The organism is Mesorhizobium sp. WSM4976 (assembly GCF_029625685.1).
In the GTDB taxonomy this organism is placed as follows: Bacteria; Pseudomonadota; Alphaproteobacteria; order Rhizobiales; family Rhizobiaceae; genus Mesorhizobium.
Window position 1 is genome coordinate 40507 of the sequence record NZ_JARTVT010000011.1, and the last position, 25890, is coordinate 66396.

Genomic DNA, 25890 nt, shown 5'->3' on the forward strand with positions numbered 1-25890 from the left:
ATGGCCTTCTTCCTCGCCCGCCGTCTCGTCCAGGCCGTGCTGATCCTGCTCGGCGTGGCCGCCATCACCTTCCTTCTGCTCTATTTCCTGCCGGCGGACCCTGCAGTGCTGATCGCCGGGCGCTCCGCGACGCCGCAGATGGTGGCCGCCATCCGGCATGAGCTTGGCCTCGACCAGCCTCTGGTCATGCAGTTCGTGCACTATGTCGGCAACCTGCTGCATGGCGATCTCGGCCGCTCCTATACGCAGAAGACCGAGGTGCTGCCGCTGATCCTGGCGCGGCTGCCGGCGACGCTCATCCTCATGGCCGCCGGCATCGTGGTCGAGGTCGCGCTCGGCCTCACCTTCGGCATCATCGCGGCGGTCCGGCGCGGCGGCTTCGTCGACCGCTCGGTCATGATGCTGTCCTTCGTCGGCGTCTCGTCGCCGCAATTCGTCGTGGCACTGCTGCTTCTCTATGTCTTTGCCGCCACGCTCGGCTGGTTCCCGATGTCCGGCTTCGGCTCGGCGCGGCATGTCGTGCTGCCGGCGCTCACGCTCGGCGTGCTTGGCGCCGGCTGGTATGCGCGCATGGTGCGTTCCGCCATGATCGAGGTGCTGCGCCAGGATTATGTGCGCACCGCCCACGCCAAGGGCCTCAGCGGCCGCCGCGTCGTGCTCGGACACGCGTTGCCCAACGCGCTGTTGCCGATCATCGCCATGGTCGGCATCGACATCGGCCAGTTCATGAGCGGCGTGGTCGTGGTCGAGGCCGTCTATGGCTGGCCCGGCATCGGCCAGCTTGCCTGGCAGGCCATCCAGCAGGTCGACGTGCCGATCATCATGGGCGTCACATTGGTCTCGGCGCTGGCCATCGTGCTCGGCAACCTGCTCGCCGACTTCGTCGCCCCGTTCGTCGATCCCCGCATTCGCAGCCAATAACCAACAAGACCATCAGAGGAGTGAACTCATGCATAAATTCGTCAGAAAGATCGGCCTGGCGGCCCTGCTCGCCAGTTCGGCCCCGGTACCCGCCGCCTTCGCCGACACGCCGACCAATGGCGGCGACATCATCGTCACCTACAAGGACGACATCGCCACGCTCGACCCCGCCATCGGCTATGACTGGCAGAACTGGTCGATGATCAACGCCCTGTTCTCGCGCCTGGTCGATTACAAGCCGGGCACGACGGAACTGGGGCCGTCGCTCGCTGACAGCTACGACGTCTCCGACGACGGCAAGGTCTACACCTTCAAGCTGCACCCCGGCGTCAAGTTCACCAACGGCCGCGCGGTGACGGCGGCGGATGTCAAATGGTCGATCGAGCGCGCCGTCAACCCGAAGACGCAAGGCCCGGGCGCTGGCTTCTTCCACTCGATCGTGGGCGCCGACAAGATGACGGCCGGCACCGCCGAGACGATGGACGGCATCACTGCCGTCGATGACCATACGGTGAAGTTCACCCTGGCGCAGCCCGACGCCACCTTCCTCAACGTGCTGGCGCTCAACTTCGCCTCCGTCGTACCGAAGGAGGCGGTGCAGGCCGCCGGCGGCGACTTCGGTAAGCATCCGGTCGGCTCCGGCGCCTTCACGCTGAAGGAATGGACAATCGGCCAGCGCCTCGTTTTCCAGAAAAACCCTGACTACTTCGTCAAGGACCGACCGCATGTCGATTCCTTCACGGTCGAGGTCGGCCAGGAGCCGCTGGTGGCGCTGCTGCGCCTGCAGAAGGGCGAGGTCGACATCGCCGGCGACGGTATCCCGCCGGCGAAATATCTGGAGATGAAGAAGTCTCCCGAGTTCGAGGGCATGATCGTCGACCGCCAGCAGCTCGAAACGAGCTATGTCACGCTCAACACCCAGGTAAAGCCTTTTGACAATGCCAAGGTGCGGCAGGCCGTCAACATGGCCATCAACAAGGACCGCATTGTGCGGATCATCAATGGCCGCGCCACGCCGGCAAACCAGGTGTTGCCGCCGCTGATGCCGGGTTACGACCAGAACTACAAGGGCTATGCCTACGATCCCGAAAAGGCCAAGGCGCTGCTTGCCGAGGCCGGGTTGAAGGACGGCTTCTCGACCCAGATCTATACTTCCAACACCGATCCGCAGCCGCGTATCACACAAGCGATCCAGCAGGATCTGGCGGCGATCGGCGTCAAGGCCGAGATCAAGGCGGTAGCCAATCCGAACGTGATTGCCGCCGGCGGCACACAGGGCCAGGCGCCCATGGTCTGGTCCGGCGGGCTCGGCTGGATCGCCGACTTCCCGGATCCCTCCGACTTCTACGGGCCGATCCTCGGCTGCGGCAGCGCGGTCGCCGGCGGCTGGAACTGGTCATGGTACTGCAACAAGGACATCGACGCCCGCGGCCAGGCCGCCGACGCCATGCCGGTGCCGGCCAAGGCCGAGGAGCGCAACAAGGCCTGGGCACAGATCTTTACCGACATCCAGACCAATGACGCGCCCTGGATTCCGGTCTTCAACGAACGCCGCGTGGTGGCCAAGTCCAAGCGCATGGGCGGTCCGGACGAGATCTACATCGATCCGACCCGCGTCATCGATTACGAAGCGATCTATGTGAACAAATAGGTCGTTTCATTTCCCGGTGGCGGGCGTTCGTCCCGCCGCCGGCCGCCTTTTGAATGACGCCGCCTAAACGGGAAGGCGGCTTGCCAAGAACAAACGAGAAGCAACAACCATGTGCGTGAAGTGCGACTACACCATCCATCGCGCCAGCCACCATTTCGGCTGGAACCGCGATTTCGAACCGGCGCTGACCGCCAGCCCGGGTTCGACGATCCATTTCGAATGCCTCGATTCCTCCGGCGGACAGTTCGACGCGAACTCCACGGTGGCGGATGTCTCGACCATGGATTTCGGCAAGGTCAATCCGGTGAGCGGCCCGGTCTATGTCGAGGGCGCGATGCCGGGCGATGCGCTGAAGATCACGCTACGCCATTTCGAGCCGTCGGGCCTCGGCTGGACCGCCAACATTCCGGGCTTCGGCCTGCTCGCCGACCAGTTCCAGGAGCCCGCGCTGCATATCTGGAAGTACGATGCCGCCTCGATGGCGCCGGCGCTCTTTGGCCCGGGCGGACGCGTGCCGCTGAAACCCTTTGCCGGCACGATCGGCGTGGCACCTGCCGAACCCGGCCTGCATTCTGTCGTGCCGCCGCGCCGCGTCGGCGGCAATCTCGACATTCGTGACCTTGCCGCCGGCACCACGCTCTACCTCCCGGTCGAGGTCGAGGGCGCGCTGTTCTCGATCGGCGACACCCACGCCGCCCAAGGGGATGGGGAGGTCTGCGGCACGGCCATCGAGAGCCGCATGGACGTCGAGGCAACGATCGAGCTGGTCAAGGACGCGCGGCTGGAAAGCCCGCGCTTCACCACGCCGGGACCGGTGAGCCGCCATCTCGACGAGGCGGGCTACGAGGTCACCACCGGCGTCGGGCCGGACCTGATGATCGCGGCGCGCGAAAGCGTCATGCGCATGGTCGACCTGCTTGCCGCAGGCCACGGGATGAAACCTGTCGACGCCTACATGCTCTGCTCGGTCTGCGGCGACCTGCGCATCAGCGAGATCGTTGACATGCCGAACTGGGTCGTCTCGTTCTACTTCCCAAGGATCGTCTTCAATTGATGGCGGATGGTTCCGGGCGAGGAAGAGATGCTGTCCTGACCGTCGACAATCTGTCGGTGGATGCGCTGACGCCGCAAGGGGCAAGGCGCGTCATCGACGGCATCAGCTTTGCGCTGGCGCCGGGCCAGACGCTCTGCCTTGCCGGCGAGTCTGGCTCGGGCAAGTCGGTGACGGCGCTTTCGATCATGCGCCTGTTGCCGCGCGCCTCGCTGCGCATTGCCGGCGGCGATATCAGGCTCGAACGTCAGTCGCTTCCCCGCCTGCCCGAGCGCGCCATGCGCGACGTGCGCGGTGGCGAGATCGCGATGATCTTCCAGGAGCCGATGACGTCGCTCAACCCGGTTCACTCGATCGGCGCGCAACTGACCGAGGCGATCCGGACCCACCAGGGGGCAGAAGGTTCAAGCGTCGAGCGGCGTGCCCGCGACATGCTGGATGTCGTGCATATCACCGACCCGGCGCGGCGCATGAAGCAGTATCCGCACGAGCTCTCCGGCGGCATGCGGCAACGCGTGATGATCGCCATGGCGCTGTCCTGCCGGCCGAAAGTGCTTCTGGCCGACGAGCCGACGACGGCGCTCGACGTGACGGTGCAGGCGCAGATCCTGAAGCTGATGCGGGAACTGAAGCGCGAATTCGGCACCGCCATCATCCTCATCACCCATGACATGGGCGTCGTCGCCGAGATGGCCGACCGAGTGGCCGTCATGCGCGAGGGACGGGTCGTCGAGGCCGCGTCCGTGCTCGACATCTTCGAGCGCCCGCAGGCCGACTATACGCGCGAGCTGCTTGCAGCCGTGCCGCGCCTTGGCGCCTTCGCCGGAACCGACTCGCCGCCTCGCGTCACGGCCACTCCCCGGCCGCCCGCGCCAGACGGGCAAGCGCCCGTGCTTTCGGTGGAGAACCTCGTCGTCGACTACGGCGCCTCTTCCAACCTCTTCCGCCGCCGCGCCTCGGAGGCGCCTGCGGTGCAGGATGTCTCCTTCGATATAAGGCCGGGCCGCACGCTCGGCCTCGTCGGCGAAAGCGGCTCCGGCAAGTCCACCACCGGCAAGGCCGTGCTTGGCCTTGTCCCGTTCACCGGCTCGGTGATCCTCGGCGGCACGTCCATCCGCGGCCTTTCGGCGAGCGCGATGCGGCCGGTGCGGCGCGCCGCGCAGATGATCTTCCAGGATCCCTACGCCTCGCTCGACCCGCGCATGACGGTGGGCGCCGCCATCGCCGAGCCGCTTGTCATTCACGGCATCGGCACCAGGGACGAGCGGCGCGACCGCGTGGCCTCGCTTCTTGCGCGCGTGGGGCTCGAAGCCGATCACGCCTCGCGCTATCCGCACGAATTTTCCGGCGGCCAGCGCCAGCGGATCTGCATCGCCAGGGCCCTGGCGCTGGAACCGAAGCTGATCGTCGCCGACGAAAGCGTCGCCGCGCTCGACGTGTCGGTGCGCGCTCGCGTGCTTGACCTGATGCTGGAGCTGCAGGAGACGCTGGGCTTAGCCTATCTCTTCATCTCGCACGACATGGCGGTGGTCGAGCGCATGAGCCACGACGTCGCCGTCATGCGCGCCGGCCGCATCGTCGAGGCCGGGGCGCGCTGCACGGTGCTGTCGTCACCGCGCGAGGATTATACGCGCGAACTGATCGCCGCCGTGCCCATTCCGGATCCGCGTGTCGCAAACGTGCAGAGATAACGTTGTCCCGACGCGTCGCCGCACTCATACCGCCGCCCGTTCCGCAGGTGGACGGCGGCGGAGGCTGGCGTTGGTCAGAGCCGGTGGATTGTACGCGGCCTCGTTCAGGCCGACGCTATGGCGGAAAAGGATCTTCAGGCGTCCGATAGCCTGTCGTCAGCTGTTGCGGGTGGCGACAAAAGTGGCAGCCTCCTTGAGCAACCCTGCCCGCTCGCCATAGGGCTCGAGCAGCGCATGTGCCTGGTCGATCAGGCCGTGCAGCTGGCCGCGCGCCCAGTCGGGTCCGTGCAGCGAAGCAAGCGTCGCTTTGCCGGCGGCAGCGTCCTTATTCGTCGCCTTGCCCATCTGCTTGGCGTCCGCGGTCAGGTCGAGCAGGTCGTCGGCGAGCTGGAAGGCAAGGCCGACCGCCGAGCCGAACTCGGCCAGCCGCTCGCGCTCGGCGGTCGGCGCGCCGGCGACGATCGCGCCGGCCTCGCAGGCGAAGCGGATCAGCGCGCCGGTTTTCATCGCCTGCAACGTGATGATGCCCGCCTCGTTCGGCCGGTTGCGCTCGGCTTCCAGATCGAGCATCTGGCCGCCGACCATGCCGCCGGCGCCGCCCGCGCGCGCAAGCGCCAGCACGAGCGCCACCCTACGGTCGGCAGGCAGGGCCGTCGCCTCGTCGGCGATGATGTCGAAAGCCAAGGTCAGCAGCGCGTCGCCGGCGAGGATGGCGGTGGCCTCGTCGAAGGCTTTGTGCACCGTCGGCTGGCCGCGACGCAGGTCGTCATTGTCCATTGAGGGGAGGTCGTCATGGATCAGCGAATAGCAATGCACGCATTCCAGCGCCGCGGCGACGCGCAGCGCGGCGTCATTGTCGGCTGAAAACAGCGCGGCGCTTTCCATGACCAGAAAGGGCCGCAGCCGCTTGCCGCCGTTGAGCACACCATGGCGCATGGCCGCCATCAAACGCTCGGGCCGCGCGATCTCACTGGTGAGCGGACGTGCGTCGAGGATCCGGCGCAGCTCGGTCTCGACGGCGGCGGCGCGCATGAAAAGCGCGGTTTCGAAGGCGATCTGGTCGTCTTTGCTCATGGCCGGGACCGGTAGCCGACACTCAGACATTGCGCAAGCTGGCGCGCGCCTTTATGCCGGAGAGGGCGAGGCACGGGTGGGACGGCTTGACGGAACCGATCGTCGAACATGGAAGCGAAGGGCTGGACATGGCGCGACGGCGGCGCCTGAACCGCGCCAGTGTGAGGCGCATCGCCCGGCGCTGCCTGGTCGTCGCGCTGGTGCTTGCGGCCATTCCGGCCGTGTTCACCTTCCTCTATCTGCCGTCCTTCGTGCATCCGATATCAACCCTGATGCTGAAGGACCTCGTGACCTTTTCCGGCTACGACCGGCGCTGGGTGTCGATCGATGACGTGGCGCCGGTGCTGGCTCACTCGGTGATCATGTCTGAGGACGGGCAGTTCTGCTTCCATCGCGGCGTCGATCTCGGCGAATTGCGCGGCGTGGTCGATGACGCGCTGGCCGGCGAGGCGACGCGCGGCGCCTCCACCATCACCATGCAGACGGTGAAGAACCTTTTCCTGTGGTCGCGGCCGCTTGGCAGCGTGCGCAAGGTCGTCGAGCTGCCATTAGCCGTCTATTTCGATGCGGTGATGTCGAAGCGGCGGATCATGGAGATCTATCTCAACATCGCCGAATGGGGGCCGGGCATCTACGGCATCGAGGCCGCCGCCCGGCATCATTTCGGCGTGTCGGCCAAGCAGTTGTCGCGCAGGCAGGCGGCGCTGCTGGCCGTCAGCCTGCCCAACCCGATCGCGCGCAATCCGGCCAAGCCGGGGCCGGGACTGAGACGTCTTGCGAGCTTGATCGAGCGCCGTGCGAGCCGGTCCGGCGCCTATGTCGGTTGTCTTGATTAGGTGCACCGATATTCAAGTGAGCTCGGCCTGACTTGAATCTCGGCGCACCTGGCTCCTTCCTGCTGCGGCAAAAAAAATCGCGGGTAACGCTGGCCAAAACGGCGCAAGGCGTGTATAGGCACCCGACTTTCTCAGATTATGGCCTCGATGCGGCCCTTTCGCGAGGGTTGCCGGGGCATTTTGACCATGTAGTGGAGCATATCCATGGCCGTTCCAAAAAGAAAAACCTCTCCGTCGAAGCGCGGCATGCGCCGCTCGGCCGACGCCCTCAAGGCCCCGACCTATGTCGAGGACAAGAATTCCGGCGAAATGCGCCGCCCGCACCACATCGACCTGAAGACCGGCATGTATCGCGGCCGCCAGGTTCTGGAGCCGAAGGAAAGCTGAGAAGCTTCCAAGGTTTGCGACTTTCAAAAGACCGGCTCTGGCCGGTCTTTTTGCTTTGGCCCCCTGCCGGTCCGCTGACTGGTCCCGAAATCGGCATGAGATGGTTCCCCATTGTCGAGGTCGCGAGGACGCGATGTCGGCTGAGCAACCGGCTGACATCGTTATTTCATTAGGTCTTACAGCGTGTTCGCCGCCGCGGCGAAAAACCTTGACGGCGCGCTTGCCGCGGATTTTACAAAAGGGGGTGCCCTGATTGGAGTCGCCCAGATGTTCGGTGCCATCCCGCTGCTGATCGTGCCTTTCGTCCTCTACAATCTCGGCCTGCTCGGATTGTTCGGCGGCGGCGACGATCCCTGGATGACCGAGATGTTCTCCTTCCGCATGATGTCGGGCGGCGTCTTCTCGATGACGCTGGGCGACCTGATGGTGCTGATCGGGCTGATCTTTCTCTTCGTCGAAATCTCGAAATCGGTGCGCACAACCAATGCCTCGATCCTGGATCACCTTCTCTCGACGCTGGTCTTCATCGCCTTTCTCGTCGAGTTCCTGCTGGTGAAGGGCGCGGCGCACTCCGTCTTCTTCACGCTGATGATCATCGCGCTGTTCGACGTTTTGGCCGGCTTCTCGGTGTCGATGCGGTCGGCAAGCCGCGACATCAATCTGAACTAACCCGGCACGCGGAGTTTTGGCGGGCCGCTTCCGTTACCAGATGGCATGCGTTGGCGATTGGCGGAAACCGCCGGCTCGCGCGGACCACGGCAGCGCGACAGATTCCGGCTGCCAAGGCGGCCTCAACCTGTCAAGATCGCATGACCGCTGAACCAAATCGTGACCTGCCCTTCGTATCTCACCGCATGAACCTCATCGGCGCCGCGCTGCTCTTCCTCATCGGGCTCCTCTTTGCCCTGGCCGGCGTCACCCGCGCCGGCGTCTGGCTGATCGCGCGACGCAGCCCGCCGGCCGGCGAGTTCGCCGAGATCAATGGCGCGCGCATCCATTATGCCCATATCCCGGCGCCCGCCGGCGCCGACCTGCCGCCGCTCGTCTTCGTCCACGGCGCCAGCGCCAACCTCATGGACCAGATGCTGCCGCTGCAGCCCCTGCTTGTGGGCCGCGCCGAGATGCTGTTCCTCGATCGCCCGGGCCTCGGCTGGTCGCGGCGCGGCAACAACGAAACTCTGGCCGCGCAGGCCGATACGATCGCAGGGCTGATGGACCGCCTCGGCATTGAAAAGGCCATTGTGGTCGCGCATTCCTTCGGCGGCGCAATCACCACGGCATTCGCTCGCCAGCATCCTGAAAAGACACTGGGTCTGGTCTTCCTCGCCCCCGCCACGCACCCATGGCCGGGTGGCGCGACCGCCTGGTATTACAAGCTCACCGCCACGCCGCTGATCGGCTGGCTGTTTTCCGAAACGCTCGCTTACCCGGCCGGCATGCTGCGGATCGCCAATGCGACGGCTTGCGTCTTTTCCCCAAACAACCTGCCGGACTTCTACCTCCAAAACGCCTCGATCCCGCTCGTGCTCAGACCATCCGCCTTCCGCGCCAACGCCCGCGATGTTGCCCAGCTCCACGACTACGTCCGGGCCGCCTCGCCAGCTTACCGTGAGATCAAGGCCCCGACCGTCGTCATATCGGGCGACCGCGACAAGGTGGTCTACGCGACGATCCACTCTGTCGGCCTCGAGCGCGACATTCCCGGCGCCGAATTGGTTTGGGTCCGCAATCTCGGCCACAAGCCGGACTGGATCGCACCCGATCTCGTGGTCGGCGCAATCCGGAAAGTCGCGGGCGACGATGTCGATCTGCAAGCGATGACAAGGATCGTGGAGGGCAGGATCGCCGGCGACGCCTACAGTGACGGCAAATGCGTGGACATCAAAGTTCCCGACCCCGAGCTCGCGCCGGGCTGATGAGTTGCGTTGCTATCGCTAAGCGGCCTTAGGTCAGCGCCGACCTAGCAGATCAAGCTTCAGCGGTTAGTGAGTCTCGGACCCGATATACGCAATCCGCAGCATATTGGTCGATCCGGGTGTCCTGAGCGGCACGCCGGCCGTGATGATGACGCGGTCGCCCGGCTTGCCGAAACCTTCTTCCAGCGCGATGCGGCAGGCCCGGTCGACCATGTCGTCGAGGTCGGTCGCGTCCTCCGAAACCACGCAATGCGTGCCCCACAGCAGCGACAGGCGGCGCGCCGTGTTGAGGATCGGCGACAGCGCCACGATCGGCACCTGCGGGCGCTCGCGCGCGGCGCGCAGCCCGGTCGTGCCCGACGCCGTGTAGGAAATGATCGCCGACAGTTTGAGCGTCTCGGCGATCTCGCGGGCGGCGAGCGAAATGGCGTCCGCACCGGTCGCCTCGGGTTCAGAACGCTGCGCGTTGATGATGCCGGCATAGGTAGGGTCGGTTTCGACCTTGGTGGCGATGCGGTTCATCATGCCGACCGCCTCGACCGGATAGGCGCCGGCCGCGGATTCGGCCGAAAGCATGATCGCGTCGGCGCCTTCGAAGACGGCGATCGACACATCGGAGACCTCGGCGCGGGTCGGCACGGGCGCGGTGATCATCGATTCCAGCATCTGCGTCGCGATCACCACCGGCTTGCCGGCGCGGCGCGCCGCGCGCGTGATCTGCTTCTGGATACCGGGCACGGCTTCGATCGGCATCTCGACGCCGAGATCGCCGCGGGCGACCATCAGCGCGTCGGAGAGCTCGATGATCTCCGGCAATCGGGCAACCGCCTGCGGCTTCTCGATCTTGGCCATGATCAGCGCGCGGCCGCGCGCGATCTTGCGGGCCTCCGCCAGGTCCTCCGGCCGCTGCACGAAGGACAGCGCCACCCAGTCGACGCCGGTGGCAAGGACCGCGTCGAGATCGGCGCGGTCCTTGTCGGTGAGCGCGCCGACCGGCAGGTCGGTGTCGGGCAGGCTCACGCCCTTCTTGTCGGATATGCCCGAACCAGCAACGACGGTGCAGGTGATCGACTTGCCGTCGGCCTTCATCGCCTTCAGCTCCAGCTTTCCGTCGTCGATCAAAAGTCTGTGACCGGCCTCGACCGAGCTCAGGATTTCGGGGTGCGGCAGGTACACACGCTTCGACGTGCCGGGTTCCGGATTGTCGTCGAGCGTGAAGGTCTGGCCGACAGTCAGCGCTTCCTTGCCGTTGACGAACTTGCCGACCCTGAGCTTCGGGCCCTGCAGGTCGGCAAGAATGCCGATCGGCCGGCCGACGGCGGCCTCGACCGCGCGGATGCGCCCGACCAGCGTGCGCATCAGCTCGTGGTCGGTATGGCTCATATTGATGCGGAAGACATCGGCGCCGGCTTCGAAGAGCTTTCTTAGCATCTCCTCCGAAGAGGAAGCAGGACCGATGGTGGCGAGGATCTTGACCTTGCGGTTGCGTCTCATTGACTGTTGGTTCCCGGAGCGGGGGCCGCCGGCGGCGCGCCTCCCGTTGCGGGCTCGTCGGTCAGTTGGACCATCCAACTGGCCTGCTCGCCCGTGTCATATTCTTGGAATCCGGCGCGCTGAAAGCCCCGGGCGACGCAATCATTCACGCCGGCGATCTTGAACTCTTTTTCGGCGACGCACATGTTGATCGGGCCGTCCCAACGCCCGCCCCGCTCGGCGTCTTCTGCATAAAGATAGTAAAACCTGGATGACAGCGGACCCTCGATCAGCGTCTTGCAGGTCGATCCTTCGATGTGCCACCAGCCCTCTGTGATCCAGCCGGCCTTGGCGCGATAGCCGATGCCGACGCCCACCAGATTTTGCGTTGCGTTGCAAACGCGGAAGTCGGCTCGGGCCGGCGAGGCCGCGAAAAGCCCCCACAACCCGACGCAGACGACCAGCAACGGCACGGCCAGGCGCTTGCGCAGCCGGCCGGCAAAACCCATCGCAGATCCCCTTGCGAACCACATTTGCATCTCTCGAAGCCCTTTTCAGCAAACTCCGGTCGCATGTCAACGCGCCGTTTTGTTCAATTCCAATCGATTTAGAAGGGTCCGCCGCGCAAATTCTCCCGCCGCCGGGGATTTTTTGCGGAAACCTTGGCCAAACAACGGCATTGCGCCGGCGTCCTCTTCGTGGAATGACGATACCACATCGAAGCCGCCATCCCCTTTTCAGCCGATGACCCGATCCACAGTTTTCACGCCGTTCGACATTGTCGAAGGCGACCGCAAGAAAGGCGTCGTGCTTCTCGCCGATCACGCCCGCCGCGACCTGCCGGAGGAGTATGGCAGTCTCGGCTTGCCGGCATCCGAATTCGACCGTCACATCGCCTATGACATCGGCGTCGAGACGGTGACGCGCGAGCTAGCGGCGGCGCTCGACGCGCCGGCCGTGCTGGCTGGCTTCTCGCGGCTGTTGATCGACCCCAACCGAGGCGAGGACGACCCGACCATGATCCGTCAGCTCTATGACGGCACCGTGGTGCCGGGAAATTATCCGATCGCTCCGGAGGAGCGCGAGCGGCGGCTCGACCGCTTCTACCGGCCCTATCACGACGCCGTCGGCGCGATGATCGCCTCCGTCGCCCACGCCTCGGGCAAGGCGCCGTTCATCCTATCCGTCCATTCTTTCACGCCGGCGATGCAGGGCTTTGTCCGCCCCTGGCATGTGGGCGTCCTGTGGGACCGAGACGACCGCGTGGCGCGACCGCTGATCGATATGCTGGCGCAGGACAGGGCTCTCGTCGTCGGCGATAACGAACCCTATGACGGCGCGCTGCGCGGCGACACCATGTTCCGCCATGCCATCGTCAACGGCTACGCGCATGCGCTGATCGAGATCCGCCAAGACCTGATCGCCGATCGTGCCGGGGCGCTTGCCTGGGCCGAGCGCCTGGCGCCCATCGTTGACGCCATCGACCGGCGTGCCGATATACACGAGGTGAAAATGTTCGGCTCGCGCACGGGGCCGGTGTGAGCAGGCCGACAGGCCGGGAGTTTTCCCCATGACCGAACTCAGCGACGACCAGAAACGCGATTTCGAGGCAGCCGCCTTCCGCAGGTTGGTGACGCATCTGCGCGAACGCGGCGATGTCCAGAACATCGACCTGATGAACCTCGCCGGCTTCTGCCGCAACTGTCTGTCCAACTGGTATCGCGAGGCCGCCGAGGCCGAGGGTGTCCCGCTATCGAAGGACGCATCGCGCGAGATCATCTACGGCATGCCCTATGCCGAATGGCAGGCGCTCAACCAGACCGAGGCGTCGGAGGCCAAGAAGGCCGAGTTCGCGGCGAAGCGGCCGAAGGATCATTAACAGTCTCGATCCGAAGTCGAGGCCTCACCTGCTTCGGCCCAGCGCTATGGCGGATCCCGTGAACGGCAACACCAGATCATAGCCGGCCGGCGGCGGCGCGATCGGCGTGGCCGCGGAGGTGCCGAACTGGGTCACGCCCTCGCCGAGATAGTGCGCCAGATCGTGGCGGCCACCGCCGAACTCAAACATACTGCTGGCGACAAGGCGCGCGCTGAACACATTGGTGCCCATCAGTTGCACCATCGTTGTCCCTGCCGAGACCGCAACCGTCGTGCCCACCGCCAGGCTGGTGCGGCGGAAAGTGGCGATGCATTCGCCCTGCGCGAACGAAGCCGGGTCGTCAAAGGTCCATGTCGGCCGGCGCTGCAGATAAAGCGAGAACTCGCCCACCGGGTCGAGCCCGAGCGACAGGGCCCCGTTCTCGATCACCCGAGCCTTGAACGGCCTTGCCGCGAAAGTGAAATACGCACCCGTTTCGGCGCGATCAGCGTCGGACAGCGGGACCTCGAAAAAGGGCAGATGCAGGAAATATCCGTAATCGGCCAATGCGCCATCGTTGGCGCGATAGAAGCGGCCGGTGGCGTACCAGGCGAGTTCGGCGGGAAGCAGAGCGGTCATGCGAGGGTCCTATGGTGTCGGGGATGGACACCGCGACTGTGCCCAGTTCCGGTGCGGACGAGAAGCACAGTGTCGGTGACGGGGCTTGGCCCAAGCACTTTCGACCGGCAGTGCTTGACTACGAATTGAATCGATCTAATTTGCCGCGCGAACCATTCGCCCCAGCGGAATCTGACGATGAGCACGCAAACCACGATGCAGGCAGCGACGAGCGGCCGCTGGGCCGTAGCCGGTATATTCCTCGCCAATGGTTTTTTGACCGGCAGCTGGGCGCCGCAGATACCGGTCTTCCTGACCCGGCTCGACATCACCCGATTCACGCTCGGCCTGCTGATCCTGCTGTTCGGCGTCGGGGCCGTGATTGCCATGACCTGGTGCGGTCATCTGATCTCCAGGCATGGCTCGCGCACCGTGACGCGTTGGTTCGGCGTCTGTGGCAGCTTTGGCTTGCTTATCGTGGCGCTCGCGCCCAACGTTCCCCTGGCGGCCATCGCCATGCTCATCTTCGGCGGTTCGATCGGCGGCATGGATGTCGCGATGAACTCGAATGCCGTGGTGGTTGAAAGAAGGCTTTCCCGGGCGATCATGTCGTCCTCGCACGGCTTCTGGAGCCTCGGAGGCTTTGCCGGCGGCGCGCTCGGCGGCTACTCGATCCAGAATTACGGCTATCTCCCCCATGCCCTCGTGGCGACGGTGATCGCCTTTGCCGTGATCGCCTTCGCCATTCGCTACCTCATCGCCGAGGACCGGCCGCAGGCCGTCGAGCACCAGAAATTCACGCTGCCGCGGCACACTACCGTCTACCTGGTCGGGCTGATGGCCTTGCTCACCATGATTTCGGAAGGCGCGGTGCTCGACTGGGCGGCACTCTTCCTGCATCAGGAACTGGGCGCCGATCTCGCGGTCGCCGGCCTCGCCTACGCCGCCTTCTCCGGCGTCATGGCGCTGATGCGCTTCCTGGGCGATGGCGTGCGCAACCGCTTCGGCGCGGTGTCGACGCTGCGCGGCTCGGCGCTCGTCGCCGCCGCCGGCATGCTGGTCGCCGGTCTCTCGCCCTCGCCTTATCTTGCTATCGCCGCTTTCGCCCTTTGCGGCTTCGGCATCGCCAACATGGTGCCAATCATCTTTTCGGCCGGCGGCAACCAGGAAGGCATGTCATCCGGCACCAGTATGAGCGTCGTCACCACCATGGGATATTCCGGCATATTGGTGGCGCCCTCGGCGATCGGCTTCGTCGCCGAGCATTCGAGCTTCGGACCGATCTTCGTCGCCCTGTCCGGGCTGCTGGTCATCGTGCTCTTGATGGCGGGCCTCGCTTATCGCGCAGAATTCGCGCCCGAGCCGGCACCGGCGGAGTAGCGCTTCAGCTCCTCGTGCAGGAAATCCGCAACGCGGCGGATGCGCATGCTGGTGCGCACGTCGCGATGCATGGCGAGCCACACCGGCAGGTTTGGCAAGGGCAGGTCCGGGAGCAGCTTTTCCAGGTCCGGATCGCGGTCCGCCAGCGGCTCTTGGCCGAGGCCGATGCCGTTCCCGGTCCGCACCGCCTCCCACAGCACGATCTGGTTGTCGGTCCGGAACCGGAAATGGCTGCGGCCCACCGGAATGCCGAAGGCAGTGAAGCCGCGAATGATCTCGTCGCTGCGGTCGAAGCCGACCAAGGCGTGGTCGGCAAGATCGGCGGGTTTTTCCGGCCGGCCGCGCCGGTCGAGATAGGCGCTTGCAGCGCATAGACAGAGCGGAATGTCGGTGACCTTGCGCGCCACCAGCTCACTCTGCGCCGGCCTGACCATGCGGATGGCGATATCGGCATCGCGACGCAACAGGTTCTCGACCTGATTCGAGGCGACGATCTCGACCTCGATGCCCGGCTCCTCCTCGCCGAGACGCGCCATCATCTGCGGCAGCACACAGGCCGCGACCACTTCCGAGGCGGCGATACGCACCGTGCCTTCTATCGCCTCGACCGACCCCAACGCCAGCAGCGAGAACGCATTGGCCTGCTCGCTCACCGCCCGCCCGCGCTCGTAAAGCGTGCTGCCCGCCTCGGTCAGTTCGTAACCACGTCGCCCACGGCGGAACAGCGTGACGCCAAGCGCCGCTTCCAGTTCGGCGATGTGGCGGCCGAGCGTCGGCTGGCTGGCGGCTAGCCCGCGCGCAGCGGCCGAAAGGCTGCCGGTATCGGCGACCGCCACGAAACTCTTGATCAGGTTCCAGTCAAACTCTTTCATTCATTTTTGAATAACAGAATGCCAATTTCAGTCAATTTCAATTCGCTGATGAACGCTCCACATTGGCCTGGCAAACACAAGCAACGGAGAGAACAAATGAGCAAGGTCGCAATTCTCGGCGCCAATGGCCGACTCGGCCGCGTGGTCGGCAAGGCCTTCATCGACGCCGGCTTCGACGTCCGCGCCGTTACCCGCACCGGGAAGGTGCCGGAGGAACTCAACGGCGCGACTGCGGTTGCCGGAGATGCGCTCGACCGCGAGTCGCTGATCCGAGCAACGCAAGGCGTCGACATCGTCTTCAACGGCCTGAACCCGCTCTATACCGATTGGGGCAAGTGCATGCCGATGGCCGAGAACGTCATGGCCGCCTGCCGCGAGAACGGCGCCCTGCACCTCTTTCCGGGCACCGTCTACAATTACGGCTCGCCGATGCCGCAGGTGATCACGGAAGCGACGCCGTTCCATCCAACCTCCGAGAAGGGTCGCATCCGCTGCACCATGGAAGACCTGTTCCGCGGCGAGGCCGAAGCCGGACGGGTGCGCACCATTGTGCTGAGGGCGGGCGACTTCTTCGGCGGCACCGGTGCAGGCTCCTGGTTCGACCTCGTCGTCGCCGCCAAGATGAACAAGGGTGTCTACACCGCGCCCGGCCCGGCCGACCTGACGCATGAATGGGCCTACCTGCCGGACTTCGCCGTCGCCTTCGTCGACCTGGCGAAGAATCTCGACAAAACGGGCTTCTACGAAGCCATCAACTTCCCCGGCCACGCCATCACCGATCTCGACATGAAGGCCGCCGCCGAGAAGGCGCTGAACCGCAAGCTGAAGCTCTCCTTCATGCCCTGGTGGGTGCTACGCGCCGGCAGTCCGTTCGTGGCCATGTGGCGTGAGATCGTCTCGATGTCCTATTTGCGCTTCGAAGCGCACCGGCTGGCTTCAACGCGGCTGGAACAGGTCATCGGCGAAATCCCGCATACCCCGCTCGATGAGGCGGTAGCCGATGCGCTGCGGGATATCGGCATCGTTGCCTCGAGTTCGCGTCAGGCTGCCTGACCGCAAGATTGCATCGAAAGCGGAACGGCCGGGTTTCAAAGCCCGGCCGCAATTCGTTTGGGGTCAGATCCTGCCCATCAGCAGCAGGATCAGCAACACGATCAGGATCACGCCGACAATGCCGGACGGGCCGTAACCCCAGGAGCGCGAATGCGGCCATGCCGGCACGGCGCCGATCAGGATCAGGATCAGGATGATTACGAGAATTGTGCCGATCGTCATGAAAACCCTCGCCGTCTGGTTGAACTTCGAGGGAACAATGCAAGAAGCCGCCCGGTTGTTCCGGGCGGCTTCTTGCATTGGCCATCTGGAAACGCTCTATTCCGCCGCTTTCGGGAAGGCTTCCGTCGGCTCGACGCCGGCATCGCCGGCGGGCATGTCGGTCGAAACCTCGCCCTTGCCGCGCCGGAACAGGCGGCTAAGCCAGTTGCGCCGCTGGCCGGGCTTTACCTTGGCGCGGGTGAACACCATCAGCATCGACGGCGTCACCACCAGTGTCAGCAGCGTGGCGAAGGACAGGCCGAAGACGATCGCCGAGGACAGCGATATCCACCATTGCGTCGACGGCGCGTTGATCGTCGTCTCGTGATGGAAGATTTCGAGACCGAGACCGAAAGCGATCGGCAGCACGCCGAGGATGGCCGACACCGCCGTCAGCACGACCGGACGGGCGCGCTCGCGGCAGGTCTGCAGCACTGCGTCCATCTTATCCCAGCCTTCCTCGCGCAGCCGGTCATAGGTGTCGATGAGCACGATGTTGTTGTTCACCACCACGCCGGCCAGCGCGATCACGCCGATGCCGGACATGACGATGCCGAAGGCCTCGCCTGTCAAAAGCAATCCCAGGAACACGCCGATCGTGGCCATGACCACGCATGACAGGACAAGCCACACGCTGGTGAACTTGTTGAACTGCGCCAAGAGCACGAGGAAGATCAGGAAGATCGCCGCGCCAAAGGCCTTGCCGAGGAAAGCGCTGGCTTCCGCGCTGTCCTCGTTGGAGCCGGCGAGCTTCCAGCGTATGCCGCTGCCAAGATCCATGTCGGCGACGGCCTTGGTGACCTGGTCCTGCACCGCCGCGACCTGCGCGCCGGCGCTGACATTGGCCTGCACCACCACGGTGCGCGCGCCATCGATGCGGTTCAGGATGCCGACAGTCGGCTCGGGCTTCCTGACGACGAAGTTCGAGATCGGCACCGACCCTTGCGAGGTCTGCACACGGAGTTCGTCGAGCGTCGACAGCGTGCGCCGGTCCTCTGGCAGGCGCAACCTGATGTCGACCGCCTTGTCGGCCCCCGCCGGCCGGTACTCGGAGAGCTTTAGGCCGTTGGTCACCAGTTGCACCACGGTCCCGACGGAGGTCGGGCTGATGCCATACTGCGCGGCCTTGGCGCGGTCCACCTCAAGCGCCCAATCGACTCCAGGCGGCGGCAGGCCATCCGAGATATCGATGACATTCGGCACCTTGGCGATCCGCGCTGCCACCGCGCGAGCCTTGTCGTCGAGCCCGGTCGGGTCGGCCGCCGACAGCCTGATCTGGATCGGCTTGCCGGTCGGCGGACCAGCCTCCGGCACGCGCACTTCGACATCTACGCCCGGGATGCCGCCCATGACGGTACGCAGTTCACTCAGGATCTGATTGGCCGATTTGCGCTGGCGCCAGTCGACGAACTCGTACTGGATGACCCCCACTACGTCTTCCGGAACATCCTGGCCGCCGCCTTGCGTCTTGCCGACGCGCGTATAGACCGACTTCACGCCAGGCCAGCCGAGCAGGCGGGTTTCCGCCGTCTTGGTCGCGGCGTCCATTTCCGCCAGCGAAAGATTGCCGCGGGCATGCACGTAGAGCAGGCCATAATCCGGCTCGACGCTCGGGAAGAATTCGACGCCCGCGCCATATTTCGAATAGGCGAAGCCGACGCCGACCAGAAGTCCGACGGTGAGCAGAATGACGGTGACCGGGAAGCGCACCGCTTGCTTGACCACAGCCATGTACCAGCCGTCGCGATTGCCCTCCTCGTGGTGCTCCGGCGCCTTGGCGAAAATCGCGCCCAAAGTCGGCGCGAAAACCAGCGCGTAGAGCATCGAGGCCGACAGCGTCACGATCAGCGTGATCGGCATGTACTTCATGAAGTCGCCGATGATGCCGGGCCAGAAGAGCAGCGGCGAGAAGGCCGCGATACGCGTCATCGTCGCCGCGATGACCGGGCCGGCCATGCGCTTGGCGGCCAGCGCGAAGGCGTCCGCCTTCGGCATGCCCTCGCTCATGCGCCGTTCCGCGAATTCGGTGACGATGATGGCGTCGTCCACCAGCATGCCGACCGCCAGGATAAGGCTGAACAGCACGATCATATTGATCGTGTAGCCCATCATGGCGAGCAGCAGGATGCCCATCAGGAACGAGGACGGGATGGCGAGCCCGATAAGCAGCGAGGCACGTCCCGACAGCGCGTAGAGGATGACGATGAACACCAGGATCACGGCGATCATCACATGGTTCTGCAGATCGCCAAGCAGCTGGTTGACGAAGACCGACTTGTCCTGCGTGTAGGTGACGTGCATGCCATCGGGCATCGTCTTGATGAAGGCGTCGGACACCTGCCGGACATGGGTCAGCGTGTCGATCAGGTTGGCGCCGATGCGCTTCTTTACCTCGATGGCGATCGCCGGCTTGCCGTCGAGGCGTGTGACTGTCTCGGCATCCTTGAAGGTCGAGCGGATGGTGGCGACGTCCTTGGCCTGCACGACGGCATTCGGCGTGGCGACAACCGGCAGGTTGGCTACGTCCTCCGGCGTCACGATCAGCGACGGCACCTTGACCGCGTATTTGCCCTCCGAACCTTCGAGATTGCCGGCCGCGACCAGGCTATTGGAGGCGCCGACACCCTGGATAACCTGATCGAGTTGCAGCCCATAGGAAGAGAGCTTCACCGGATCGATGATGACCTCGACCAGGTCGTCGCGCGCGCCCTGCAGCGAGCCTTCGAGCACGCCGGGCACTTCCTCGATACGGTCGCGCAGCTCGCGCGCGGCCGACGTCAGCACGCGCTCCGGCACATCTCCGGAAAGTGTCACGACGAGGACCGGGAATTCCGAGACGTTGACCTCGTTGACCGTCGGCTCCTCGGCCGCTTGCGGCAGGTCGGCCTTGGCGTCCTGCACCTTGCTGCGCGTGTCCTGCAGCGCCGTCGCGAGATCGGTCTGCGGCTGGAACTCTACCAGCACATAGCCGCCGCCCTGGAAGGCGGCAGAGCGCATCTCCTTCAGCCCTTTTAGGGTCTTGAGCTTGCTCTCCATCGGCCTCAGCAGCAGGCGCTCGGAATCCTCCGGCGAAATGCCCTGATAGATCAGGCTGACATACATCATCGGAATCGGAACGTCGGGCTCCGCTTCCTTCGGTGTCGACTGGTACGCGACCCAGCCCGCGACGAGCAGGAACAGCAGCGCCGATATTGTGAGGCGGGCGTTGTTGATGGCGAGTCTGACTATATCCATGACTTCGGCCTGTTATGCTTCTAAGGCTGCGAACTTGCTTCCGCCGGGCGAGGCCCGATGGCGTCGCGTCGTGCTTTACTGCGTGCCGGCGGTGGCTTCGCCGATCAGCTTGCTGATGGTCGCCTGGTCAGCCTCGACGGGCTTGACCAAGTCGCCTTCCTTCACCAGTTCCTGGCCGGCGACGATGATGAGCGCATCTTCCGGAATGCCGCCCAGCACCAGGCCGTGCGGCGTATCGTCGACCAGGTCGATCGGGAAGAACGCCACCTTGTTGTCCTTGCCGACGGCGCGGATGCCAAGGTCGCCCTTGTCTCCCAGCGTCACCACGGAGCGCGGCAGCATGACCGCATTGGTCGGCTCGGCGCTGAGCGTGATCTCGGCCGTCATGCCGGCGGGAATGGAGCCGTCGCCATTGGGAATCGCAACTTCGACGCGGAAGGTACGGGTCTGCGCCGAGGCATCGCGGCTGATATAGCGAACCGTGCCGGTGACCTTCTGGTCGTTGACCAGCCGCACGTCGGCCTGGTCGCCGATCTTGAGATAGCGCAGGTCGCGCTCGCTGATCTCGCCCCGGGCGATCACCGGATCAAGCTTCAGGATCGTCGCCACCTCGCCGCCCTGCATAACCGAGCTGCCGAGCTCCACCGGAATGCGGTCGATGACGCCGTCGAACGGCGCCTTGACCTCGTTGCGGTCGAGCTCCGCCTGCGCGGTGTCGAGCTGCGATTGCGCCAGAGTCAGGTTGGAGCGGGCGGTGTCGAGCTGCAGTTTCGGCAGATTGCCGGTCTTGGCCAGCTGCTCGGCGGCATCGAGCTCGGCCTTGCGCTGCGCAAGGAGCTGCCTGGCGTTGTCGACATTGGAGATCTTCTCCTCGGCCGCGAGCATCAGCACGAGATCGCCGGTCTTGACGCGGTCGCCCTGCTTGACCGGCAGCTTCTCGATAACGCCGGCGACGCGCGTCGCCAGCACGGCGCGCTTGTCGGCCTCGGTCAGGCCGGAGATGCGGATGGCGCGCGCGAAGGTCTTGCGCGGCGGCGTCACCACCGCGACGGTGCGCGGCGCCGCCTTCGGCTCGGCCTCGGCTGTCTTCGGCTTGGAGGCCTCAGGCTTGCCGGCGTCGGCTTTTTTGTCGGTGGTGACCGACTTGTCGGCGGCGCTGCCGACGGAGGAAAACTCGCCCGTCCCCATCCAGGCCGCGAAACCGATGAGCACGGCAATGGCTGCAAGCTTGTGAAACCTGATTTTCGGCATCGTCATTTTTCCGTAGCAGGACCTGGAGAGGTCGGCGCTTCCGACTTGGGCGCGCAGCCGATGTGGGTGTGCGCGGGGCCTAGTTCAATTTGCCGTGATCGGCGGACGAGCGCTTCTAGCCGAAAGTTGCGGCGCAATATAGTCGGAAAAGTTGCGGGAACATTGCGGCGTGGAACGCCGTGCCTCGACAAATACGAGCTTTTCTGCCAGCCGTCTGGCGCTTGTGCGGCGCGCCGGCAGGTTCGCAAGGTTACTGGCAGCAGCCGTCAGTATGATGCGCAACTTCTCCGGAAATGACCGTCGCCATCGGCCGAAAACGCATCAGTCGCCAGCGATAATGCTGTGAATTGCCTGTCAAGTAATAAGGTTCAGCAGCCGGGAAAGCCGCTCGAACGTCTTGCCGTAGGGTGGCCGTAAAAGGCTTGCGGCACTTAAGCGGGACTGGTGAAAGATCGGCTTCTCCTTGCTGAAGGTGCTGAAAGTTCCAAAGCCCCATTCGCCATGGTAGGCACCCATGCCGCTGGCGCCGACGCCGCCGAATGGCTGCCGTTCCTGCACAAGATGCATCATGCAGTCGTTGACGGTCACGCCGCCGGACACGGTTTCCCGCATCACCCTCCGGCGATTGCCGCTGTGCTTGCCGAACCAGTAGAGGGCAAGCGGACGGTCTCCACGATTGATGTGACCGATGGCCTCGTCGACCGTGCCATATTCGACGATCGGCAGCACCGGCCCGAAAATCTCCTCGCGCATCAGCCGCAGGTTGTCGCCCGCGTTGCGCACCAGCACCGGCGCCATCTTGCGGTCGCTGACGCCGAGCGTCTCGTTTGCCGGATTGACCTCGGTGATATCGGCGCCGCTGTCGCGCGCTTCGGCGACCATGTCGATCAGCCGCCGGTGATGCCGCTCGCTGACGATCGCCGTATAGTCGGGATTATCGCCGAGGCGCGGATAGAGCTTGGCAATGGCGGTGGCGAATTTGGCCGCGATCGCCGCGCCTTGGCCCCGTAGGACCATCAGATAGTCCGGTGCGATGCAAGTCTGGCCCGCATTGAGCAGCTTGCCATAAGCGACGCTGGCGACCGCCGCATCGAGGTCGCAGGACGGATCGAAGATCGCCGGCGATTTGCCGCCGAGTTCCAGCGTCACCGGCGTCAGATTGGCGGCGGCGGCCAGCGCCACCTGACGGCCGACGGCGGTCGAGCCGGTGAACAGGAGATGGTCGAACGGCAACGACACGAACGCCTTGCCGACATCCGCGTCGCCGACCATCACGCCGACCTCGTCGGCGGCGAAATATTTTTCGACCAGGCTGGCGAGCAGGTCCGAAAACTTCGGCGTCAGCTCAGACGGCTTGATCATAACGCGGTTGCCGGCCGCGAGCGCCGCGGTCGCCGGCGCGATAGCGAGCTGGAAGGGATAGTTCCACGGCGAGACGATCCCCACGACGCCGAGCGGCTGCGGCAAGAGGCGGTTGCGTCCCGGCAGGAAAGGCAGGCTGGTGGCGACGCGTCGCTCGCGCATCCAGGCCCTCAGGTGCGACAGTGCATGCCTGATGCCGGCGCGCACGACAAACAGTTCGGCAAGCCGCGTTTCCTCCGCCGAGCGGGCGGAAAAATCGCTGTCGATTGCAGCACATATCTCGGCCTCATGCTTTTCGGTAAGCGCCAGAAGGCGGTTCAGCCGGTCCTTGCGCGCCGCCAGCGTCGGGAAGGGCTCCCTCTCGAAGGCCCGGCATTGCGCTTCAAACCTGACCCCGAGAGCATTCTGCCTGGTCTGCAGCATCGTTACCTCCCCTTTACGTTTAGGTAAGACTACATCGCGCTGCGGGCATGATCCAGCGCCCCGCCGGTTCCGCTGGGGAAGATGCTGACAGTCGGGGTGGACTTGCTGACAGGCAGCGAAGCCACTCTAAGCCCGACGTCGCGCGGATTCCGGCTTGATGTGCGCGGCGAGGAATTCCTTCACGCGGCGCCCCGGCGCTGGGCCGCGCAACGGCTTGAAGCCATCGTCAAGCTCGCCTGAAAGATCGAGTGTCGGCCGCTGGCCGACGGCGTCGTAATTCTCTTCCAGCCAGTCGCTGGCGGCGCTGCGGCCGAGGTCGCGCAAATAGGCGATGAAAGCCCATTCGGCATTGACCTTGGACGACGCCGAGAGGTCCTTGAAAGCCTCGTCGGCATCGATGCGGTGCATGCGGATGTCGCGATATTCCCCATGCGGCAGGCGGCCGGCGGCGATCAATTCCTTGACGAAGGCGATCGAGCGAAATTCACGCAGCAGCCCGGCATTGAAAGTGATCTCGTCGATGCGGTTCTGAATCTCATTTGCGCTTTTCGGCGTGCCTTCGCGCACCACGGGATTGATCTGCACCAGGAGCACATCTTCCGTGGCCGCCGCCTTGAAGAACGGAAAGAGCGCCGGATTGCCGCCATAGCCGCCATCCCAATAGGGCACGCCCTTGATCTCGACGGCGCGGAACAATTGCGGCAGGCAGGCCGAGGCCATCACCGTGTCGAGGTCGATCTCCCCGTCGGAGAAAACGCGCAGCTGTCCGGTCTCGACATTGGTCGCCGAGATGAACAGCTCCATCGACTTGCAGGCACGCACATTGCCGAAGTCGATCTCCTTCGCTACCACATCGCGCAGCGGGTTGAGGCCGAGCGGATTGGCGACATAGGGCGAGAAGACCCGCGACATCGTGTCGAAGAACAGATAGCCCGGCGTGTTCTCGATCGACCAGTTGCCCCATGCGACGTCCCACGGCATGCGCTGCACCGGGCTGAAACGACCCTTCGAGGCCACCGCCCGCCAGAAATCGTCGAGCTTTTTTCGCGCGCCTTCCACGCCGCCGCGCACCAAGCCATCGGCCAGCGCCACCGCGTTCATGGCGCCGGCGCTGGTGCCGGACACCGCCGCGATCTCCAGCCGCCCATCCTCCAGCAGACGGTCGAGCACACCCCAGGAGAAGGCGCCATGCGAGCCGCCGCCCTGGAGCGCGATGTTGATCTTCTTCTTTTCCTCCGCCTTGCCGTTCTTCGCCATGGCGTTCCTTGTCTTGATGCGCCGGCCTACCGCTGCGTCATTGGAGCGGAGTCGGTGCCGTCAGGCTATGTTGCAGTGCAGCATATAGGGACGGACCAAGGCAAGAACACGAACACACAAGCATGATCGGATGAAATTTTGTCAATGCGAGAACTCTCTCCTCGCCCACGAAAATGAGGCGAGGACCAAGTTCAGGCCACGAGGTCCGGCAACGGCCCGACATACCGCGATTGCGGCCTGATCAGCCGTCCCGTCGCCTGCTGCTCGCGGGCATGAGCGATCCAGCCGGCGGCGCGGCCGGCGGCGAAGACGTTTGAGAACGCCTCTTTCGGGAAGCCGACCGCCTCGAGCAGAAGCGCGGTGTAGAACTCGACATTGGTCTGGATCGAGCGCTGCGGCTTGGCGATCCTGAGCACATCGAGCGCCGCCTGTTCCACCTTCTCGGCAAAGGCCAGCCGGCTGCTCGTTTCGTTGCAGGAGCCGAGTTGCCGCACGACCGCCTTCAGCGCGTCGGCGCGCGGATCGCGCACGCGGTAGATGCGATGGCCGAACCCCATGATGCGCTCGCCATGCGCGATCTCATCGCTGAGCCAGGCGGTCGCGTCGCCGCTGGCCTCGATGGCGTCGAGCATCTCGATCACCGGCCCCGGCGCGCCGCCATGCAGCGGACCCTTCAGCGCGCCGAGCCCGGCCAGGATCGCCGAGGTCAGCCCCGCCTGCGTCGAGGCCACCACGCGGGTCGCGAAGGTCGAGGCGTTCAACCCGTGGTCGCAGACCGTCACCAGATAGCTGTCCAGCGCCTTGGCAAGCGCCGGCGAGGCGGTGCCAGCGAGCATCCGCAGCATATCGCCGGCATGATCAGCCTTTTCGTCGGGCGTGATCGGCGTCTCGCCCTGGCCAAGGCGCAGCAGCGCCGCTGTCAGCACCGCCGGCGCCGCGATGAGCCGCAGCGCGTCGGCAAGCCCGTCACCGTCCGGCAGGATGGCCATGCCGGCCCGCATGCCGCTGTAGATATCGAGCCGGGGGAGCTTCGCAAGCAACGGTTTCACACGATCGAATACCTCCACACGCGCCTTGCCGATCGCCTTCTCCAGTTCAGCATCGCCGGGGAGATCGTCGAAGAACCCGTCGAACAGCAGGCGCACCACCTGCGCGTAACGCCAGCGGCCAGCGAGCTCCGCCAGCGAATGGCCGCGGATGGTGAGGTGCCCGCCCACGCCGTCGACGTCGGAAAGCACCGTGTCGGCCGCCACAACATCATCGAGCCCATTCGCCATGATCGTCTCCTTGACCTTTTGTGCATTGCAATTAATGCTGTGCA

23 protein-coding genes are annotated in these 25890 nt (G+C 64.9%); 12 read left to right on the forward strand and 11 right to left on the reverse strand.

The genetic code is table 11. The annotated features are described in order from the left end of the window. The 4 genes from P9272_RS15040 (at position 1) to P9272_RS15055 (ending at position 5314) form a co-directional block, all read left to right on the forward strand. Positions 1-921 carry an ABC transporter permease gene (locus P9272_RS15040; protein WP_278161136.1) on the forward strand — a complete coding sequence of 307 codons (921 nt, stop codon included), beginning with the start codon at positions 1-3 and terminating at the stop codon, positions 919-921. A gap of 28 nt (positions 922-949) precedes the next feature. Beyond that, on the forward strand, positions 950-2572 hold the full coding sequence (locus tag P9272_RS15045; RefSeq protein ID WP_278161137.1) for an ABC transporter substrate-binding protein: 1623 nt from the start codon (positions 950-952) through the stop codon (positions 2570-2572). A 109-nt stretch (positions 2573-2681) separates the two neighbouring features. Further along, entirely contained in the window at positions 2682-3626 is a 945-nt protein-coding gene (locus P9272_RS15050; protein WP_128258807.1) for an acetamidase/formamidase family protein, read from the forward strand. Further along, on the forward strand, positions 3626-5314 hold the full coding sequence (locus P9272_RS15055; RefSeq protein WP_278161138.1) for an ABC transporter ATP-binding protein: 1689 nt from the start codon (positions 3626-3628) through the stop codon (positions 5312-5314). The genes P9272_RS15050 and P9272_RS15055 overlap by 1 nt, the downstream gene beginning before the upstream one ends. 156 nt (positions 5315-5470) lie before the next feature. Here the strand turns inward: P9272_RS15055 and P9272_RS15060 are convergent, their stop codons facing one another. Further along, positions 5471-6388, reverse strand: a complete 918-nt coding sequence (locus tag P9272_RS15060) for a polyprenyl synthetase family protein (RefSeq protein ID WP_278161139.1) — start codon at positions 6386-6388, stop codon at positions 5471-5473. A gap of 128 nt (positions 6389-6516) precedes the next feature. Here P9272_RS15060 and P9272_RS15065 point away from each other — a divergent pair, with 128 nt between their 5' ends. The 4 genes from P9272_RS15065 to P9272_RS15080 all read left to right on the forward strand — a co-directional run bounded on the left by P9272_RS15065 (position 6517) and on the right by P9272_RS15080 (position 9527). Next, positions 6517-7224, forward strand: a complete 708-nt coding sequence (locus P9272_RS15065) for a transglycosylase domain-containing protein (RefSeq protein ID WP_278161222.1) — start codon at positions 6517-6519, stop codon at positions 7222-7224. 204 nt (positions 7225-7428) lie between these two features. Then, positions 7429-7611, forward strand: a complete 183-nt coding sequence (rpmF, locus tag P9272_RS15070) for a 50S ribosomal protein L32 (RefSeq protein ID WP_006203806.1) — start codon at positions 7429-7431, stop codon at positions 7609-7611. A gap of 267 nt (positions 7612-7878) precedes the next feature. Beyond that, complete coding sequence (locus tag P9272_RS15075) at positions 7879-8280, forward strand: hypothetical protein (protein ID WP_095804621.1); 402 nt, start codon at positions 7879-7881, stop codon at positions 8278-8280. 185 nt (positions 8281-8465) lie between these two features. Then, on the forward strand, positions 8466-9527 hold the full coding sequence (locus P9272_RS15080; RefSeq protein WP_278161223.1) for an alpha/beta hydrolase: 1062 nt from the start codon (positions 8466-8468) through the stop codon (positions 9525-9527). Between the two features lie 66 nt (positions 9528-9593). Here the strand turns inward: P9272_RS15080 and pyk are convergent, their stop codons facing one another. Beyond that, positions 9594-11021: a pyruvate kinase gene (gene pyk / locus P9272_RS15085; RefSeq protein ID WP_128258803.1), complete on the reverse strand. Its 1428-nt coding sequence runs from the start codon at positions 11019-11021 to the stop codon at positions 9594-9596. Further along, positions 11018-11509: a DUF1036 domain-containing protein gene (locus tag P9272_RS15090; protein ID WP_278161140.1), complete on the reverse strand. Its 492-nt coding sequence runs from the start codon at positions 11507-11509 to the stop codon at positions 11018-11020. The genes pyk and P9272_RS15090 overlap by 4 nt, the downstream gene beginning before the upstream one ends. Before the next feature lie 235 nt (positions 11510-11744). Between P9272_RS15090 and P9272_RS15095 the strand changes: the two genes are divergently transcribed. Beyond that, complete coding sequence (locus P9272_RS15095; protein ID WP_278161141.1) at positions 11745-12542, forward strand: N-formylglutamate amidohydrolase; 798 nt, start codon at positions 11745-11747, stop codon at positions 12540-12542. A gap of 28 nt (positions 12543-12570) precedes the next feature. Further along, positions 12571-12879: a DUF1244 domain-containing protein gene (locus P9272_RS15100; protein ID WP_128258800.1), complete on the forward strand. Its 309-nt coding sequence runs from the start codon at positions 12571-12573 to the stop codon at positions 12877-12879. Between the two features lie 24 nt (positions 12880-12903). On the opposite strand, the gene P9272_RS15105 is transcribed toward P9272_RS15100, so the two are convergent. Beyond that, positions 12904-13497 (reverse strand): hypothetical protein, encoded by a 594-nt coding sequence (locus tag P9272_RS15105; RefSeq protein WP_128258799.1) that lies wholly within the window; start codon positions 13495-13497, stop codon positions 12904-12906. 177 nt (positions 13498-13674) lie between these two features. Here P9272_RS15105 and P9272_RS15110 point away from each other — a divergent pair, with 177 nt between their 5' ends. Beyond that, complete coding sequence (locus tag P9272_RS15110) at positions 13675-14856, forward strand: MFS transporter (protein ID WP_278161142.1); 1182 nt, start codon at positions 13675-13677, stop codon at positions 14854-14856. On the opposite strand, the gene P9272_RS15115 is transcribed toward P9272_RS15110, so the two are convergent. Further along, the gene (locus P9272_RS15115; protein ID WP_278161143.1) at positions 14814-15728 is read right to left on the reverse strand and encodes a LysR family transcriptional regulator; all 915 of its coding nucleotides are present in this window, start codon (positions 15726-15728) and stop codon (positions 14814-14816) included. The genes P9272_RS15110 and P9272_RS15115 overlap by 43 nt on opposite strands. 96 nt (positions 15729-15824) lie before the next feature. On the opposite strand from P9272_RS15115, the gene P9272_RS15120 reads away from it, so the two are divergent. Continuing rightward, complete coding sequence (locus tag P9272_RS15120) at positions 15825-16781, forward strand: SDR family oxidoreductase (RefSeq protein ID WP_278161145.1); 957 nt, start codon at positions 15825-15827, stop codon at positions 16779-16781. A 63-nt stretch (positions 16782-16844) separates the two neighbouring features. Here the strand turns inward: P9272_RS15120 and P9272_RS15125 are convergent, their stop codons facing one another. The 6 genes from P9272_RS15125 to P9272_RS15150 form a co-directional block, all read right to left on the reverse strand. Next, positions 16845-17003: a DUF3309 family protein gene (locus P9272_RS15125; protein WP_041000854.1), complete on the reverse strand. Its 159-nt coding sequence runs from the start codon at positions 17001-17003 to the stop codon at positions 16845-16847. A gap of 96 nt (positions 17004-17099) precedes the next feature. Further along, a complete protein-coding gene (locus P9272_RS15130) occupies positions 17100-20276 on the reverse strand; it encodes an efflux RND transporter permease subunit (protein ID WP_278161146.1) in 3177 nt (1058 codons plus the stop codon). Positions 20277-20351: 75 nt separating this feature from the next. Next, positions 20352-21527 carry an efflux RND transporter periplasmic adaptor subunit gene (locus P9272_RS15135; RefSeq protein ID WP_278161147.1) on the reverse strand — a complete coding sequence of 392 codons (1176 nt, stop codon included), beginning with the start codon at positions 21525-21527 and terminating at the stop codon, positions 20352-20354. Positions 21528-21881: 354 nt separating this feature from the next. Continuing rightward, positions 21882-23312 carry a coniferyl aldehyde dehydrogenase gene (locus P9272_RS15140; RefSeq protein ID WP_278161148.1) on the reverse strand — a complete coding sequence of 477 codons (1431 nt, stop codon included), beginning with the start codon at positions 23310-23312 and terminating at the stop codon, positions 21882-21884. A gap of 126 nt (positions 23313-23438) precedes the next feature. Then, complete coding sequence (locus P9272_RS15145; protein WP_128258792.1) at positions 23439-24569, reverse strand: patatin-like phospholipase family protein; 1131 nt, start codon at positions 24567-24569, stop codon at positions 23439-23441. A gap of 191 nt (positions 24570-24760) precedes the next feature. Continuing rightward, the gene (locus tag P9272_RS15150; RefSeq protein WP_278161149.1) at positions 24761-25846 is read right to left on the reverse strand and encodes a citrate synthase/methylcitrate synthase; all 1086 of its coding nucleotides are present in this window, start codon (positions 25844-25846) and stop codon (positions 24761-24763) included. Positions 25847-25890 lie beyond the last annotated feature (44 nt).

Bases quoted from the DNA above. Each gene is read 5' to 3' on its own strand.
- P9272_RS15110 (WP_278161142.1), top strand. From the start codon at position 13,675: ATGAGCACGCAAACCACGATGCAGGCAGCGACGAGCGGCCGCTGGGCC.
- P9272_RS15040 (WP_278161136.1), top strand. From the start codon at position 1: ATGGCCTTCTTCCTCGCCCGCCGTCTCGTCCAGGCCGTGCTGATCCTG.
- P9272_RS15055 (WP_278161138.1), top strand. From the start codon at position 3,626: ATGGCGGATGGTTCCGGGCGAGGAAGAGATGCTGTCCTGACCGTCGAC.
- P9272_RS15115 (WP_278161143.1), bottom strand. From the start codon at position 15,728: ATGAAAGAGTTTGACTGGAACCTGATCAAGAGTTTCGTGGCGGTCGCC.
- P9272_RS15060 (WP_278161139.1), bottom strand. From the start codon at position 6,388: ATGAGCAAAGACGACCAGATCGCCTTCGAAACCGCGCTTTTCATGCGC.
- P9272_RS15145 (WP_128258792.1), bottom strand. From the start codon at position 24,569: ATGGCGAAGAACGGCAAGGCGGAGGAAAAGAAGAAGATCAACATCGCG.
- P9272_RS15140 (WP_278161148.1), bottom strand. From the start codon at position 23,312: ATGCTGCAGACCAGGCAGAATGCTCTCGGGGTCAGGTTTGAAGCGCAA.
- P9272_RS15120 (WP_278161145.1), top strand. From the start codon at position 15,825: ATGAGCAAGGTCGCAATTCTCGGCGCCAATGGCCGACTCGGCCGCGTG.
- P9272_RS15065 (WP_278161222.1), top strand. From the start codon at position 6,517: ATGGCGCGACGGCGGCGCCTGAACCGCGCCAGTGTGAGGCGCATCGCC.
- P9272_RS15075 (WP_095804621.1), top strand. From the start codon at position 7,879: ATGTTCGGTGCCATCCCGCTGCTGATCGTGCCTTTCGTCCTCTACAAT.
- P9272_RS15095 (WP_278161141.1), top strand. From the start codon at position 11,745: ATGACCCGATCCACAGTTTTCACGCCGTTCGACATTGTCGAAGGCGAC.
- P9272_RS15080 (WP_278161223.1), top strand. From the start codon at position 8,466: ATGAACCTCATCGGCGCCGCGCTGCTCTTCCTCATCGGGCTCCTCTTT.
- rpmF (WP_006203806.1), top strand. From the start codon at position 7,429: ATGGCCGTTCCAAAAAGAAAAACCTCTCCGTCGAAGCGCGGCATGCGC.
- pyk (WP_128258803.1), bottom strand. From the start codon at position 11,021: ATGAGACGCAACCGCAAGGTCAAGATCCTCGCCACCATCGGTCCTGCT.
- P9272_RS15090 (WP_278161140.1), bottom strand. From the start codon at position 11,509: ATGGGTTTTGCCGGCCGGCTGCGCAAGCGCCTGGCCGTGCCGTTGCTG.
- P9272_RS15125 (WP_041000854.1), bottom strand. From the start codon at position 17,003: ATGACGATCGGCACAATTCTCGTAATCATCCTGATCCTGATCCTGATC.
- P9272_RS15135 (WP_278161147.1), bottom strand. From the start codon at position 21,527: ATGCCGAAAATCAGGTTTCACAAGCTTGCAGCCATTGCCGTGCTCATC.
- P9272_RS15050 (WP_128258807.1), top strand. From the start codon at position 2,682: ATGTGCGTGAAGTGCGACTACACCATCCATCGCGCCAGCCACCATTTC.
- P9272_RS15150 (WP_278161149.1), bottom strand. From the start codon at position 25,846: ATGGCGAATGGGCTCGATGATGTTGTGGCGGCCGACACGGTGCTTTCC.
- P9272_RS15130 (WP_278161146.1), bottom strand. From the start codon at position 20,276: ATGGATATAGTCAGACTCGCCATCAACAACGCCCGCCTCACAATATCG.
- P9272_RS15100 (WP_128258800.1), top strand. From the start codon at position 12,571: ATGACCGAACTCAGCGACGACCAGAAACGCGATTTCGAGGCAGCCGCC.
- P9272_RS15045 (WP_278161137.1), top strand. From the start codon at position 950: ATGCATAAATTCGTCAGAAAGATCGGCCTGGCGGCCCTGCTCGCCAGT.
- P9272_RS15105 (WP_128258799.1), bottom strand. From the start codon at position 13,497: ATGACCGCTCTGCTTCCCGCCGAACTCGCCTGGTACGCCACCGGCCGC.